The organism is Pseudomonas sp. F-14 TE3482 (genome assembly GCF_053629455.1).
Genome location: NZ_JBRJII010000001.1, coordinates 6110935 through 6127526, shown reverse-complemented (window position 1 = coordinate 6127526; position 16592 = coordinate 6110935). Strand labels below are relative to the sequence as shown.

6 protein-coding genes and 1 tRNA gene are annotated in these 16592 nt (G+C 59.4%); 3 read left to right on the top strand and 4 right to left on the bottom strand.

The window, feature by feature from the left end; genetic code table 11:
• Nucleotides 1-270: 270 nt before the first annotated feature.
• A complete protein-coding gene (gene phnN / locus AB7M26_RS27805; protein ID WP_123496649.1) occupies nt 271-843 on the top strand; it encodes a phosphonate metabolism protein/1,5-bisphosphokinase (PRPP-forming) PhnN in 573 nt (190 codons plus the stop codon).
• On the opposite strand, the gene AB7M26_RS27800 is transcribed toward phnN, so the two are convergent.
• Both AB7M26_RS27800 and AB7M26_RS27795 read right to left on the bottom strand, forming a co-directional pair.
• On the bottom strand, nt 818-997 hold the full coding sequence (locus AB7M26_RS27800) for a PA3371 family protein (protein ID WP_123496651.1): 180 nt from the start codon (nt 995-997) through the stop codon (nt 818-820). The two genes, phnN and AB7M26_RS27800, sit on opposite strands and share 26 nt — an antisense overlap.
• 23 nt (nt 998-1020) lie before the next feature.
• Nucleotides 1021-1254 (bottom strand): hypothetical protein, encoded by a 234-nt coding sequence (locus AB7M26_RS27795; RefSeq protein WP_123495834.1) that lies wholly within the window; start codon nt 1252-1254, stop codon nt 1021-1023.
• A gap of 292 nt (nt 1255-1546) precedes the next feature.
• On the opposite strand from AB7M26_RS27795, the gene AB7M26_RS27790 reads away from it, so the two are divergent.
• Nucleotides 1547-1623, top strand: a tRNA-Arg gene (locus AB7M26_RS27790).
• 83 nt (nt 1624-1706) lie between these two features.
• On the opposite strand, the gene AB7M26_RS27785 is transcribed toward AB7M26_RS27790, so the two are convergent.
• Nucleotides 1707-10901, bottom strand: coding sequence for a beta strand repeat-containing protein (locus AB7M26_RS27785; protein ID WP_429387108.1), 9195 nt, complete (start codon nt 10899-10901; stop codon nt 1707-1709).
• A gap of 850 nt (nt 10902-11751) precedes the next feature.
• Between AB7M26_RS27785 and AB7M26_RS27780 the strand changes: the two genes are divergently transcribed.
• Nucleotides 11752-12291 (top strand): hypothetical protein, encoded by a 540-nt coding sequence (locus AB7M26_RS27780; protein WP_123495836.1) that lies wholly within the window; start codon nt 11752-11754, stop codon nt 12289-12291.
• A gap of 15 nt (nt 12292-12306) precedes the next feature.
• Here the strand turns inward: AB7M26_RS27780 and AB7M26_RS27775 are convergent, their stop codons facing one another.
• Nucleotides 12307-16446 (bottom strand): CheR family methyltransferase, encoded by a 4140-nt coding sequence (locus tag AB7M26_RS27775; protein WP_429387105.1) that lies wholly within the window; start codon nt 16444-16446, stop codon nt 12307-12309.
• Nucleotides 16447-16592: the final 146 nt, after the last annotated feature.

Genomic DNA, 16592 nt, shown 5'->3' with positions numbered 1-16592 from the left:
CAAATTAGCCAGATCATTGGCGTCAATTCTGTGACAAATATTGATCTGGGTAAAGGCTTAATGCCAGCACCTATTACCAGAAATGCGGACTGGTTTGAAAATAATCCATGAGTCCGAATTACTGACCGCGTCCTCTTGCCCGACAGGTGATGCCCGAAGACGCCTGAAGGTGCATGCTATGCGGGGTCGATCCTTGTTCCTTATCTTATACAGGATAGTGGCAAATGGCCGATTTACTAGTCTGGGCATATGGCGCGGGATGATTTCAGGATGGGTGGCAGGCTAATTTATTTAATGGGGCCTTCGGGATCCGGCAAGGACAGCCTTATCGAAGCTGCTCGCGAGCCGCTGCGCGCACGCAATTGTGAAGTCGTGCGTCGCGTTATCACACGCTCGGCGGAATCGTTGGGTGAAGACGCCATCGAGGTGTCCCGCGAAGAGTTCGAACAACGCAGGGCCGAAGGGGATTTTGCGCTGTCGTGGCAGGCCAATGGGCTCAATTACGGTATTCCTGTGCGCGTAGACCAATGGCTCGCGGACGGTCGCGATGTGTTGATCAACGGTTCGCGCGGGCACCTGGCAGAAGCGCAACAGCGCTATCCCACGCTATTGCCGGTGCTGTTGACGGTCAAGGATGAAGCCCTGCGCGAGCGCCTTTTACGGCGGGGGCGTGAGAGCCCGGCAGAAATTGAAGCAAGACTGCGCCGTAATGCGCTGTTTGCGGCTGATGAGTCAATCGATGGGATGCAGATCTGTCGACTCGATAACTCCGGCGACCTTACTGTAACTGTCGCCAATCTTCTGGAACTGCTGAACCTCAGCGCAAAACCGGATCGAACTTGATCTTGCGCCCGGCGATCAACGCCAGCACAAACACCGCACCGAACACGCCGCAAGCAATCAGGGGCAGGGTGACGACCGTGTCCCCGACCAATGACAAATGAAGGATGCCACTCAGTAAGGCGAGGACGAAAAATCCTGCGGCTGATTTAGACATGCTGTGCTCCTGATGGGGTGATTTCAAAATACCAAGCGTTCGAAAGACTGTGTGCGCAGCTGAATAGTCTCTTGGCTCACCTCTTGGCCGAGAACACTGCGTTGATCGTTCGTGACGGCCAATTGAGGCGTTTTTTGCAGCTGCAGGTAATGAGGTATGCGTTGAGCAATTGTCGTAGCGTCGTTTTCGGGGAAGAAATGAAAACCCACCAGAACCGCCAAAGCGACCGCGTTCGCGACTAACAGAGCGCTGTTCATGGGGCTGACCTCCTGTGTTCTGTGAGAACAGCCGAAGCAGCCCGCATGCCAAAAGTCTAACGGCTATTAAATCCTTTAAAAACAACGAATTAAGGTATTTTTGCAAAAAGCCCACATTGCATTTTGCAATGATGGCATTTTGCGGTGATGCAATTTGCACGGTAAACAAAGCCACGCCACCCTGAGGCGTCTGCCTACACTTAAAAAGCCCTACGGACGACATGACAAAAGCGGGCCTGCCCGTTAACATGCACGCCGTCCATCGCTGCGCATTCCTTTGCGGGCGACTTGTGTCTCAGTAGCTCAATTGGATAGAGCATCCCCCTCCTAAGGGGAAGGTTGGCAGTTCGAACCTGCCCTGGGACACCACCTATTTGAAAGCCCCACGCAGAGTGATCTGGTGGGGCTTTTTTGTGGCTGTCTGCAGCGGTGGATTCGTCTCCAGCCCAACATCAAGCCGTCAGCGTATGGTCAGCCTCCCCAAACCAGGTGCGCACCAGATCGGTACCGCTTGTGCCCGTGTTGGCAAGGACCGCCACATCGGCGAAGTTCGTACCATTGGCTGCCCCGTCGGCATCCACCTTCACGGTGATGTCGCTGCCTGATTGAGCCAGTTGGACGAAGTCGGACGCCTGGCTGATACCGCTAACGAAGTTGGCGCTGAGCAGTGCGGAGAGGTCGAGTGCGTCGCCTTCGGCGAAGTTGTAGTCGAGGATGGTGTCCCCGCCTTCCGCCGCGTTGAGATAGGCGAACATATCGGCTCCCGCGCCACCGCTGAGCGTGTCCTCCCCACCACGACCTGCGAGGATGTCGTTGCCGTCGCCGCCACTGAGTACGTCTGCCGCCATGCTGCCCACGAGTGTGCCACTGGATGCTCCGTTGTAACTGACTTGGGTACCGGCCTCGCCGTCGGTGACCTGGAAGTCCTCCACTGTGTAGTGCCCTAGCAGGTTCACCTCGGCCCGGTGCATGCCGTCGTCCACCGTCAGCAGGCCGCCGCTGCCAGAGGCGTTGGCGCTGTAGCTGAGCTGGGTGTTGGCGCCGAAGGCGAGATCGCCAAAGGTCAGCATGTCATCGCTTTCCAGACCGAGGATGCCGACCAAGGAACCCGCCGCTTCGGCCTGTGCGATTACCAGTGTGCCCGCGCCTTCGCCGTGGAAGGCGACGGACCCGTGTGCTGCGCCGGAAAAGGTCAGGGTCGCGTCGCCGTCGATGGTGGCGCTGCCGTTGCCCATCACGTCGGCCAGCAGGCGCATGTCGCCACCGTTGGCCCATAAGTGACCGGAGTTTTCGACCGCACTGGCCACCGTCATGCCGCCTTCACCCGTGGACTCCAGCACGCCGCTGTTGGTGATGGTGTGGGTGCCGGTGTCGAGCACCAGGCTGTTCAGCCCGCTGGCCAGGATCAACCCCGCATTGACCAGCACCAACTGCCCGGCGCCCAACTGGCCGGCACCGGAAATGCGGTTGTCGACGTTGGTCAGCACGGTGTCGGCGCTGCCACCGAAAATCACGTTCTGCGCGCTGTCGGATAACAGTACCTGGCCGCCACCGGTCAAGGTCGCACCGCGGAAAAGAATTTCCAGCTCGGTTTCGCTTCCGGTGGAGCGGAGTTCGATGGTGCCGCTGTTATGAATGCTGCCACCGAACGGCATGATCGCGCCGTCGGCAATGGTGAGGGTACCGGTATTGGTCATGACCGGATCCACATCGAACTGGAAGTTCGCTTCGCTCAAGTCAGCGGCATCCACCCCTTTGAGGGTGACTGTCTGGCCGGAGCTGATGCTGACCAGTGCATTGCCGTTGGCGTCGTTAGTGATGCTCAAGTCAGCAAAGCTGTTGATGCCCGGGAAGCCGATCAAGTCGATTTTGTCCGCCGTGGCATCGAAACTGTAGATCTGGTTGTTGCCGATCGGCTGGGCGAAGACGAAAGTGTCGGCACCGGACGAGCCAGACAGGTTGTCGTCAGCGGACAAGGCGAAGATTGGCGCGTCGGGTGCATAGACTTCGATGTTGTTGAACACATAAGCGCTACCGTCGCTGCCGTCACTATTGCTCCAGTACATATTGACATCAAGCACCAACGCTCCCGCGAAGTCGCTTGGGGTTGTCACCGTCAATGCGCCAGGATCACTGGTCTGCACGGTCCAGGTGCCATCGCCGTTGTCGGTTCCCGCATTGAATATCCATCCCGAGGGAACACCACTGATTGAAACCGTTATCGGGCCGCTGATATCGCTCGACGGAGTAGTGAGGGCTAGATTGATAGGTTCGCCGGCAACGCCTGCCGGAAGGTTTGCACTGCTTCCGGCAGCACCCGCATTACCCGCCAGGTCGGTATAGCTGTTCGCTGTAACGTCGACTTTCACGCTACCGCCCAGCGTTCTAGTCAGCGTCGCCGTATAGGTATCGCCGTCTACCTGCGTGAAGTTACTCCAGGTTCCGCGGGGCGTTTCGTTCGTTGTACTCATCGTGACGTCCGAAAGGTCGAAACCGCTCACAACCTCACTGAACTGGAATGTGACTGTCGACGTTGAAGGGGAAGGGGTGATCACATTCCCTAAGGCTGTCCCCGTCACTGTCACAGTCGGCGCCACGGTATCAACCGGAGTCTCCACTACGTTCTGCACGTTTACCGTCATTGTCTGCGTGTCGGTTCCGCCATTACCGTCCACCACCAGAACGTCCACAACATAGGCGTTGTCACCGTCAACACCACCGACATCCTGGGCATTCTCGTAATCCGGCGCCGAATTGAACGTCAGCACCCCGCTTGAACTGATCGAGAACTTGCTGAAGTCCGTCCCGGCCGTATTCAGGATCGAGTAGCTCAGGGTTTGCGCCGGAAGATCAGCATCGGTCGCCGTTACTGTCGTGACCGCCGTGGTGTTCTCCGCCACGCTGACCGAAGCCGTCGCACCACCGCCGTTGGAGGTGATCACCGGACTGTTGTCGTTGACGCCCGTCACGGTCACCGCGATCGCCTGGTCGTCAAACAGCGTGCCGTCCGATGCCCGCACAATCACGTCATAGATGTTGTTGGTTCCCGAATCAGTTGGGGACTCAAAGTTAGGTGCAGAGATAAAGCTCAGCGCGCCTGTGCCTGAAACGATCGAGAACTTCGCGGCATCCACTCCGCCGACGATGCTGTAGCTCAGGGTTTGTGCCGGAAGATCAACGTCGGTTGCTACCACCGTTGTAACTGCCGTGGTGTTCTCCGCCAAGCTGACCGAAGCAGTCGTACCACCGCCGTTGGAGGTGATTGTTGGCGAGTCGTTGCTGCCGTTGATGGTCACCGTCACTGCAGTCGAGGTGCCGTCGGCACTGAGTACCGTGAAGGTGTCGGTCAGGCTGTCGCCGACATTAAGTGAGTCGAAGGCCGAGTTGGCGGTATAGCTCCAGTTACCTGCGGCATCGATGGCGAAGGTTCCGTTGGCGCCGGCGGTACCGGATTGGGCCTGGAAGGTTTCCGGGCTATCGACATCGCTGATGGTGAGGGTGCCAGCTGTGGTCAGCGGGGCATTGGTTTCGGTCAGCGTGACGCTGGCTGAGGACAGCACGGCGGCGTCGTTACTGCCTTTGATGGTGACGGTCACCGAGGTCGCGGTGCCGTCGGCACTGAGTACCGTGAAGGTATCGTTCAGGTTGTCGCCGACATTGAGTGCGTCGAAGGCCGAGTTGGCGGTATAGCTCCAGTTACCCGCGGCATCGATGGCGAAGGTTCCGTTGGCGCCGGCGGTACCGGATTGGGCCTGGAAGGTTTCCGGGCTGTCGATGTCGCTAACGGTGAGACTGCCGCCGGTGGTGAGTGGGGCATTGGTTTCGGTCAGCACGATGTTGGCCGAGGACAACACGGCGGCGTCGTTACTGCCGGTGATGCGGACTGTGACCGTGGTGAGGGTGCCATCGGCACTGCTTACGACGAAGGTATCGGTGTAGGTGGTGCCGGCGACGAACTCGTTGTGAGCGCTATTGGCGACATAGCTCCAGGCACCATTGGTGCCGATGGAGAATTGGCCGTAACTGCCGGCGGTGTTGGGTTGGGCGACGAAGGTCGCGGCGCTGTCGATGTCGCTGATGGTCAGCGTGCCGTTGGTGGTCAGCGGGGCATTGGTTTCGGTCAGGTTGGCGATGTCGGCGGACAACACGGCGGCATCGTTGGTGCCGAGGATATGCACGGTGACCGAAGTGAGGGTGCCGTCGGCACTGCTCACGACGAAGGTGTCGGTGTAGGTGGTGCCGGCGACGAACTCGTTGTGGGCGGAATTGGCGACATAGCTCCAGGCACCATTGGTGCCGATGGAGAATTGGCCGTAACTGCCGGCGGTGTTGGGTTGGGCGACGAAGGTCGCGGCGCTGTCGATGTCGCTGATGGTCAAGGTGCCGTTGGTGGTCAGCGGGGCATTGGTCTCGGTGAGGTTGGCGATGTCGGCGGACAACACGGCGGCATCGTTGGTGCCGAGGATATGCACGGTGACCGAAGTGAGGGTGCCATCGGCACTGCTCACTGAGAAAGTGTCGGTGTAGGTGGTGCCGGCGACGAACTCGTTGTGGGCGCTATTGGCGACATAACTCCAGGCACCATTAGTGCCGATGGAGAACTGGCCGTAGCTGCCGGCGGTGTTGGGTTGGGCGACGAAGGTCACGGCGCTGTCGACATCGCTGATGGTCAAGGTGCCGTTGGTGGTCAGCGGGGCATTGGTCTCGGTCAGGTTAGCGATGTCGGCGGACAACACGGCGGCGTCGTTGGTGCCGAGGATATGCACGGTGACTGAAGTGAGGGTGCCGTCGGCGCTGCTCACTGAGAAAGTTTCGGTGTAGGTGGTGCCAGCGACGAACTCGTTGTGGGCGGAATTGGCGACATAGCTCCAGGCACCATTGGTGCCGATGGAGAATTGGCCGTAACTGCCGGCGGTGTTGGGTTGGGCGACGAAGGTCGCGGCGCTGTCGATGTCGCTGATGGTCAAGGTGCCGTTGGTGGTCAGTGGGGCATTGGTTTCGGTCAGATTGGCGATGTCGGCGGACAACACGGCGGCATCGTTGGTGCCGAGGATATGGACGGTGACCGAAGTGAGGGTGCCGTCGGCACTGCTCACGACGAAGGTGTCGGTGTAGGTGGTGCCGGCGACGAACTCGTTGTGAGCGCTATTGGCGACATAGCTCCAGGCACCATTAGTGCCGATGGAGAATTGGCCGTAACTGCCGGCGGTGTTGGTCTGGGCGACGAAGGTCGCGGCGCTGTCGATGTCGCTGATGGTCAAGGTGCCGTTGGTGGTGAGTGGGGCATTGGTCTCGGTCAGGTTGGCGATGTCGGCGGACAACACGGCGGCATCGTTAGTACCGGTGACAGTAACGGTCACCAGCTGAGTGTCCACGCCGCCAAGGCCATCGCTTACCTGCACGGTGAACACTTCATCGTGACTTTCGCCAGCCCCCAGCGATTGCACCGCGCTGGCAATGCCATCGGTGCCATTGGCGAGGGTGTAAGTCCATTTGCCAGTGCTATCCACCGCGATCGAACCATAGGTGCCGGTATTCGTACCCGCGATGCTCCAAGTGGCCGTAGCAGTGTGATCGATGTCGGCCGAACTGAATTGGCCGCTGACGTTGAGCGTGGTGTCTTCCTTTACCGCGCCGGCATCGTTGCCCGTCACGAAGCTGAGCACGGGCGCATCGTTAGTGCCGCTGACGGCAACGGTCACCAGCTGAGTATCGACACCGCCGAGGCCGTCGCTGACCTGCACGCTGAACACTTCATTATGACTTTCGCCAGCCTTCAGCGACTGCACGGCACTGGCGATGCCATCGGTGCCGTTGGCCAGCGTGTACGTCCACTGGCCAGTGCTGTCGACGGCGATCGAGCCGTAGCTGCCGGTATTGCTACCGACAATGCTCCAACTGGTCGTGGCATCGTGATCGATGTCGGCCGAGCTGAACTGGCCGCTGACGCTGAGGGTGCTGTCTTCCCGCACCGCGCCGGCATCGTTGCCGGTTACGAAGCTGAGCACGGGCGCATCGTTAGTGCCGCTGACGGCAACGGTCACCAGCTGAGTATCGACACCGCCGAGTCCATCGCTGACCTGCACGCTGAACACTTCATTATGACTTTCGCCAGCCTTCAGCGATTGCACGGCACTGGCGATGCCATCGGTGCCATTGGCCAGGGTGTACGTCCACTGGCCGGTGCTGTCGACGGCGATCGAGCCGTAGCTGCCGGTATTGCTACCGGCAATGCTCCAACTGGTCGTGGCATCGTGATCGATGTCGGCCGAGCTGAACTGGCCGCTGACGCTGAGGGTGCTGTCTTCCCGCACCGCGCCGGCATCGTTGCCCGTCACGAAGCTGAGCACGGGCGCATCGTTAGTGCCGCTGACGGTAACGGTCACCAGCTGAGTATCGATGCCGCCGAGGCCATCGCTGACCTGCACGCTGAACACTTCATTATGACTTTCGCCAGCCTTCAATGACTGCACGGCACTGGCGATGCCATCGGTGCCATTGGCCAAGGTGTACGTCCACTGGCCGGTGCTGTCCACGGCGATCGAGCCGTAGCTGCCGGTATTGCTACCGACAATGCTCCAACTGGTCGTGGCGTCGTGATCGATGTCGGCCGAACTGAACTGGCCGCTGACGCTGAGCGTGGTGTCTTCCTTTACCGCGCCGGCATCGTTACCCGTCACGAAGCTGAGCACGGGTGCATCGTTAGTGCCGCTGACGGTGACGGTCACCAGCTGGGTATCGACACCACCGAGGCCGTCGCTGACCTGCACGCTGAACACTTCATTATGACTTTCGCCAGCCTTCAGCGACTGCACGGCACTGGCGATGCCATCGGTGCCGTTGGCCAGCGTGTACGTCCACTGGCCAGTGCTGTCGACGGCGATCGAGCCGTAGCTGCCGGTATTGCTACCGACAATGCTCCAACTGGTCGTGGCATCGTGATCGATGTCGGCCGAGCTGAACTGGCCGCTGACGCTGAGCGTGGTGTCTTCCTTTACCGCGCCGGCATCGTTGCCCGTCACGAAGCTGAGCACGGGCGCATCGTTAGTGCCGGTGATAGTGATGGTGACGGTCTGCGTCGCCGAGACAGCGTTAGCCGCGTCGCTGTCGTCGGTGGCGACCACCGCGTACGAGAAGGTGATGGTTTCACCCGCACCGAGGAAGTCGAGGTTCTGATTGCTGCTGTAGTCCCAGCTGTTCTGGTCGACCGAAAAACCAGCCACCAGTGCCGAGGCCACACCGACATTGAGCGCGCCGCCGCTCCAGGTGATGTCGCCGTTGGCGGTCTGCGACACGATCACCGTGTCGGTACTGTCCAGATCGGCAAAGCTCAGTGCGCCGCTGTCGCTCAGGGTGGCCGTGCCGTTGCCTTCGTTCATCGTGCCGGTGGTGTCGGTAATTGTCAGCGTCGGCTGGTCGTTGGTGCCAGTGATAATAATGGTCACGGTCTGCACCGCGCCGTCGCCGATCGCCACGTCATAGGTTTGGGTGACGATCTGGCCTTCGCCGAGGAACTGCAGGGCAGTGTTGTTCACCGCGAAGTTCCAGCCCAGAGAACCGCTGCCCGTGCCGGTGCTGTCGCTCAGTGGATTAGTGGTGAAACTGCCCAGATAGCCGGAAGCGCCCGGCGTGACGGTAACGCTGTGGGTATCGATCAAGTCGATGTCGGTGAAGGTGATGTTGCCGCTGGCCGCGTAGTCGCCGCTGTCTTCCTTGGCATCGCCGGCCTGCACGCCGCTGGTGATCTGCACTTGGTCGTTGTCGCCGGTAATGGTGATGGTCACGGTCTGCACCGCGCCGTCGCCAATCGCCACGTCATAGGTTTGGGTGACGCTCTGGCCTTCGCCGAGGAACTGCAGGGCAGTGTTGTTCACCGCGAAGTTCCAGCCCAGCGAACCGCTGCCCGTGCCGGTGCTGTCGCTCAGTGGATCAGTGGTGAAACTGCCCAGATAACCGGAAGCGCCCGGCGTGACGGTAACGCTGTGGGTGTCGATCAGGTCGACGTCGGTGAAGGTGATGCTGCCGCTGGCTGCGTAGTCGCCGCTGTCTTCCCCTGCATCGCCGGCTTGCACGCCGCTGGTGATCTGCACTTGGTCGTTGTCGCCGGTAATGGTGATGGTCACGGTCTGCACCGCGCCGTCGCCGATCGCCACGTCATAGGTTTGGGTGACGCTCTGGCCTTCGCCGAGGAACTGCAGGGCGGTGTTGTTCACCGCGAAGTTCCAGCCCAGAGAACCGCTGCCCGTGCCGGTGCTGTCGCTCAGTGGATTAGTGGTGAAACTGCCCAGATAACCGGAAGCGCCCGGCGTGACGGTAACGCTGTGGGTGTCGATCAGGTCGACGTCGGTGAAGGTGATGCTGCCGCTGGCTGCGTAGTCGCCGCTGTCTTCCCCTGCATCGCCGGCTTGCACGCCGCTGGTGATCTGCACCTGATCGTTGGTGCCGGTAATGGTGATAGTCACGGTCTGCACCGCGCCGTCGCCAATCGCCACGTTATAGGTTTGGGTGACGATCTGGCCTTCGCCGAGGAACTGCAGGTCGGTGTTGTTCACCGCGAAGTTCCAACCCAGCGAACCACTGCCCGTGCCGGTGCTGTCGCTCAGTGGATTAGTGGTGAAACTGCCCAGATAGCCGGAAGCACCCGGTGTGACGGTGACGCTGTGGGTATCGATCAGGTCGACGTCGGTGAAGGTGATGTTGCCGCTGGCTGAGTAGTCGCCGCTGTCTTCCCCGGCATCGCCGGCTTGCACGCCGCTGGTGATCTGCACCTGATCGTTGGTGCCGGTGATGGTGATCATCACATTCTGCGTGGTCGACGAACCATGCCCGTCACTGATGGTGACTACATAAGTTTCGGTAGCCGTCTGACCCTGGGCCAGGGATTGGGCTGCCGCATTATTCAGGGTGTAAGTCCAGTTAACCGTGCCGTCGGCTGCGTTGGCCGCTTCAGTTACTGATGCAAGGGTGAAATTGCCCAGCGCGGTGGCGTTGTCTCCCGCAGCCACGAAAGAAGCGGTATGCGTGTCGCTCAGGTCAACATCGCTAAAGGCAATAGTGCCTGTCGCACTCAGCGAATCGGTCGGGCTCGATGTCGTGGTCGCATCTTCGGTTACTGTGCCGGCCTGCACACCTGTGCCCATCGTCACGCTGTCATTCGCACCTGCGAACTGCACCTGCGCAGTGGCCCAACTGAGCGTGCCGTTGCCGAGACGAATCGCATAGGTAAAGGTGTCCGTCAGAGTCCCTCCACCCGCCAGCGCCTGAAGTTGTGCCTTGAAAGCAGTCGACAACGTAGCGGCGTCGTAGCCGACTTTGCCATCCGAGGTAATCCAGATCTTTGCCCCGTTGAAACTGGTGTCAGTACTTGTCGCCTCAATTCTGCCCGTGTCCTGGATCAGGAGGTCGGCCGGCGCATAAATCTTGGTGGCGGTAGAAAGACTGGTCGCGTCATCGAGTGACCACAGTGTCTTTGCGCTGCCGCCGAGGTCATTGGACATGACGTCCAGGTACACGACGCCCAGCAGGTCTTCGGTGATGGCCGCGGTGCTCGTGCCAATAACTCCAGCAGTGAAAATGTCCTCCTGCGCCTGCGGAGTGTTGGAAAGCGAAGTAACGGTGCCGTCGCTAGTCGTTGTGGTGGTTGCCATGTCTTTCTCCCGGAAATGCCATTTTTTTGTTTTTAGAATCGCTAGGGACTGCTAGCAGGAAGAAGTCCCGTTCTTGCACCGCTCAGGTCGTTCAAGAGTGGTGCGAGGCGGCCGCCGGACATCGCCGGCCTGACGGGCCAGGCGCTGCCGGCAGAGGCGCGCGGGTATTGCGAAGATGGAAAAGTTCGCCGCGCTTGAGGCGCGGATCGCAGGGCAGGTCGGGCGAATGTGAGCCCGAGGCTGGGGCTGCGCTGCACATGGCACGCAATAGACTGAGAGCACCCATGTGGCAGGGACTCCTGAAATAATGGCTGGATGAGGCCGTGTTTTGAGAGAGCACCGACTCAGGGGTACGGCCTTTCCTGATATCAGTTTGATGTGTGTTTAGTTGTGGGGGCAGGCTTTGTAAAGGTGTTAACCGCAGCTAACAGTACGACGTGCCAATATTCCGACGGGCGGGTATTTCGGTGTCAATATTATGTCGATTTGTTTTTGGCGAAGGGGCCGCAGGCACTCAACACTGGTGCGGCTCAAACGATCTGAAACCCTTATGCGGCATGGGCTGGCTGTGTTTTATCGATGCTGGGACGCCCCTGAAATTTCAGCGTTCAGTGTTAAAAAGGCCCTGCCAGAGCCTGATGCAGGTCGGTTAAGGATAAATCGGACATGTAGGAGCCAGGCTTGCCGGCGAAGGCGCTCTTAAGGACGCCTTCGCCGGCAAGCCTGGCTCCTGCGAAAAGCGGTCCCGCGTCTGCTGTGGCAGGTTTTTCATGGCTAAAACCAGCCGACGACCTACATGGAAAGTCAGTCATTGCTATGCCTTACTGCTCATTCCACAAGGAGCCAAGCCATGCGACACAGAGGCGCGCAGTTCTGGTTATGGACCGACAATCGGTTATCGCTGCACATCCATGAAGAAGTGCTCAGCGATGGGGTGCAAGTGGAAGTTCGTGCGCAGGTGAATCTCGAAGGTGTCACCCAAGTGTTCATAGGTATTTACGATCACCATGGGATCATGCTGTGCGAGGAGTTTCACGACACGGATCGCGATGAGCCTTACTGCGCGGCGTTGAAATGGGGCGCTCAGCGCGCGAGGGATATTGTGGCGGACGCGCAAGGGTTCGTCGCACCGCATCGGGTGCAGTTGACGCTAAGCCCGGTCATCACTGATGAGTCGGTACTGGCGCTGCGGCGCATGGAAATGAACGAACATGAGCGTTTCAAGCTCAGTTGCGAAGACGCATGGTCGGAATACCTGGCCGCCAAAGCGGCCATGTTGAACCTCATGCGCGCGCCCAAGGTCGATCCCAAGGTCTGGGCAGACCACAAGGAGCGACTGAAACAGGCGATTGACCGGCGCGTCTGTGTACAACGCGCCTATTTACGCTGAGCCATTGCCGGGTCCTCAGGCCTGGGATTGCCGCAGGGACTCGATGGTTGTGATCAGGTCATCGTAGGAAACCGGTTTTCCAATGTGCTGGTTAAAACCCGATTGGCGGGCCTTTTTAATGTCGCTGCTGGCGCCATAGCCGGTCAGGGCAATGGCCGGCACATCCTTGGCAAGCGGCAACTGACGCAATGCATTCATCAGCTCATGGCCGTTCATGACCGGCATGCCCAAATCCGAAATGATCAGATCGAAACGGGTGTTTTTCGCCGCGTCCAGGGCGGCCACCGGGCGATCGAAGGCAATGACTTCGGCGTCTTCCATTTCCAGCAGCATTTTCAGGGTTTCCAGTACCTCGGCAGAGTCGTCGACCAGCAGAATCGTCAAGCCGCTCAGTCTTCCTGACACATCGTCGATTTGAGCCTCGGTTCGGGTTTCGCCTTTGGTGCTGGCCAGTGGCAAGTAGACACTGAAGGTACAGCCTTCCCCGACGCCCGGCGAACTCACCTCCACCGTACCCCGTTGGGCCTCGGTCAACTGGCGGACCAGCGACAAACCGATGCCAAGCCCCTCGCGTTGGTGGTTGGCGTGCTGGGTTTCTGCCTGGCCAAACAGGTCGAATACGTGTTCGAGGTGCTCGGCCGCGATACCGATGCCATCATCCTTGACGTCCAGGCGAGCCATATTTCCTGCCTGCCGGGCGATCAATTGCACGTGGCCGTTGGGCGGGGTGAATTTCAGTGCATTGTTCACCAGGTTCCAGATGATCTGCTCCAGGCGCGTCGGATCGGCGCACACCATCAACGGCTCCGACGGTACTTGCAATTCGACGGTGGTGCTATGCCGATCATTGAGCACGACAGTGTGGATATCGTGCAGCACACTGGTCAGGTCCACGGCCACCGGTTTTAGCTTGAGCTTGCCGGTACGCACACGGGCAACGTCCAGCAGGTCATCGATGATCCGTGCCTGGCTGCTGACGGCATCGCAGATGGTGCTGACGGCTTTGGCGGCCGGCGCCACAGACTTGGTCACCGGCAAGCGCCGCAGCAGTTCGGCGTTGAGCTGGATCAGGTTCAGCGGATGCTTGAGTTCGTGGGACATGACCGCGAAGAACTCATCCTTGAGGTAATTGGTGTTCAGCGTCTCGGCCAGTTGTTGACTCTGCTCTTCATGCTGGCGTTTGTGGCCGGTCAGGTCACGGGCGATTTTCACATAGCCTCGCAGGTTGTCACCGCTGAGCAGGGTCACCTCGCCGCTGCAATAGAAACGGCTGCCGTCCTTGCGCAGGTGCCAGCGTTCATCCTCGGAACGGCCATGGGTACGAGCCCCTTGCAGCTCGGTTTCGGGCACGCCGGAGGCGCGGTCTTCGGCGGAAAAAATGAAGTCGTAGTAAGCGCCTTCGGCTTCGGCCTTGCTGTAGCCGAAAATCAGCTCGGCGCCCTTGTTCCAGCTGGTGATCACGCCTTGCTTATCGAGGGTGATGATTGCGTAGTCGCGGGTGCTTTCGGCCACCAGGCGCATGCGTTCTTCGCCCAGGCGCAGTTCTTCTTCGGCCGCGCGGCGTTTGGTGATGTCGATGAAGGTCAACACCGTACCGTCGATATGGTCTTCGCTGGAGCGGTAGGGCAGCAGGCGGGCGATGTACCAGCGCTTGTCGGTGCTGCTGACTTCACGCTCGATCATGTTCAATGATTCGAATACCTGGGCGGCATCACTCGCCAGCTCTTCGTAGTGCAGGCGATGGGTGATGTCGAGCAGTGAACGGCCGGTATCCATCGGCAACATGCTGAAAATGTCTGTGGCGCGCGGGGTGAACCATTTGATCCGCATGCTGCGGTCGACAAAGACCGTGGCAATGTCGGTGGAGGCGATCAGGTTGGTCAGGTAGTCGTTGATCTTGTCGGTTTCTTCGACTTTGGTTTTCAGCTCGTAGTTGACCGTCAGCAACTCTTCGTTGATCGACTGCAGCTCTTCCTTGCTGGTTTCCAGCTCTTCGGTGGCCGAGCGCAATTCTTCGTTGATCGCCTGCATTTCTTCGTTGGAGGCTTTCAGTTCTTCACTGGAGATTTCCGATTGTTCAATGGTGTCCTGCAAATGCAGCTTGGTGCGTTGCAGTTCACGCTCCAGGTTGGACAGTACCTGGCTCTCGGTTTGCAGCAGGGTCGTGGTCGTCACTTGCGAAGGATCGACTTCGACCTCCTCGAAAATCACCAGGACGAACTCGCCGTCCGATTCTTCATCCTTGTAAGGCTGTGCCTCCAGGCTGACCTTGTAGCGCCGGTCTTCGCGCTTGATCGGCACCTCGCGGGACTTGACCGCCAGGCCACTCTGCTGGACCTGGAACAATGTGGTGCGGATCTCCAGGCGCAGCTCCGGAAGGATCAGCGTCAGCAGGTTGCGTGACAGCTCACCGCCCACATGCCGCAGGAAACGCCCGGCACTTTCACTCATGTGCAAGATGTCGGCGTTAGCATCGACAATCATGCTCGGCGGGGCGGCGCGCTCGAGGGCGCGCTGGTGGATGTCGGCGAAGGACAGCTTGCGCGGCACTGCGTTTTGCGGTGTCTGGCGGGAAACGTTGCTGCGTACATAACCACCGCGCGGCACGGTCGGCGTGCGTCGGCTATTGGCGGTGCCGGTCTTGGCGCGGAAGATCCGGTTGCGTTTGTCCACCGGCGTGAACAGATCATGGCAAGCGTCTGCGCTTTCTGAAGACCCCAGGAACAGGAAGCCGCCAGGGCGCAATGCAAAGTGGAACATCTGAAGGATTTCGCGCTGTACTTCGCGATCCAGATAGATCAGCAGGTTGCGGCAAACGATCAGGTCGATTTGCGAGAAAGGCGGGTCGGATAACAGGCTGTGTTTGGCGAACAGCACCTTCTCGCGGATTTCCTTGCGAATCCGATAGTGGTCATCCTCCTTGATAAAGTAATGCCGCAGCCGCGTCGGCGGCACATCCGTGACGATCGCTTGCGGGTACAGACCGGCCCGGCCGATGCTGATGGCGCGTTCGTCGATATCGGTGGCAAAAATTTGCAGCGAGGCCTTGCTGGATTCCAGTTGCAGCTGATCGTTGACCAGCATCGCCAGGCTGTAGGCTTCTTCGCCGGTGGAGCAGCCAGCCGACCACACTCGAATTTCTTCTTTCTCAGGCTGCGCCGAGACCGCGGCGCTGACCAGTTGCGGCACGATATCGCGCTCCAGCGCTTCGAAGGCTTCGCGATCGCGGAAGAAGTTGGTCACGCCGATCAGCATGTCCCCCAGCAGCGCCTTGGTTTCTTCGGGATTGCTTTGCAGGTAGCGGTAGTAAGCCACCAGGTCCGGCTGGGCCGTGACCTGCATCCGGCGCTCGATCCGACGTAATACCGTCGCGCGTTTATAGTGCTTGAAGTCATGGCCGGTACCGGTGCGTAACTGGATCAGCACGTCATGCAGCATTTGTTCGGCGAGCGCTGCATCACGCTCGGACACCGAGGCGATGGTTTGCAGTTCCGGGTCGTTGGCGGTGGGCAAGCTGATTTCCTGGGAGTTGTGCCACAGATCCAGCAACTTTTGCGGCATTTCGACCACGGGTAACACCAGATCGACCATGCCGGTCTCGATGGCTGCGCGTGGCATACCGTCGAACTCGGCATCTTCCGGCACTTGGGCCATGGTGATGCCGCCGTGTTCCTTGATACGTGACAAGCCGACCGCGCCATCGGAACCGCTGCCGGAAAGTACCAGGCAAAAGGCGTGTTCCTGGTGTACTTCGGCCAGGTCACGGAAGAACAGATCGATCGAGGCGTGGCGTCCCAACTGTGGATCGTTTTCACTGACCTCAAGGTTGCCGTCATTCATCGTCAGCCGCTGCGCCGGTGAGATGACGTACACCCGGTTTTTTTTTTCGATCGGCACGGTTTCGGTGACCTGCAGAACCGGCATCCGGGTCGATTCCTGGATGATCTTGTCTGCGATGCTCTGATGGTCGGGCGACAGGTGGAGAATGATCACAAACGCCATGCCGTTATCGTGAGGCATGTTCTCGAAGAACAATTTAATGGCTTGCAGCCCGCCCGCTGACGCGCCAATACCCACCACCGGAAAGTCCAGGGTGCTGGGGCTCAGGGCCTTTTGCTCAGGAGCGGTGGCCGAGTGCTTGGGGTTGGTGGTCATTTCTTTTGCCTTTGCTGGCGATGTAAAGCGTATTGAGTTCAAGCGGGTATAAAACGCGCGTCAATTCAGAATAATCCCGTTTTTCAATAAGGCCTTCAATTATTTAGCGCGCATTTGTGGGGTTATATAAGTTTTTGACCACCCAA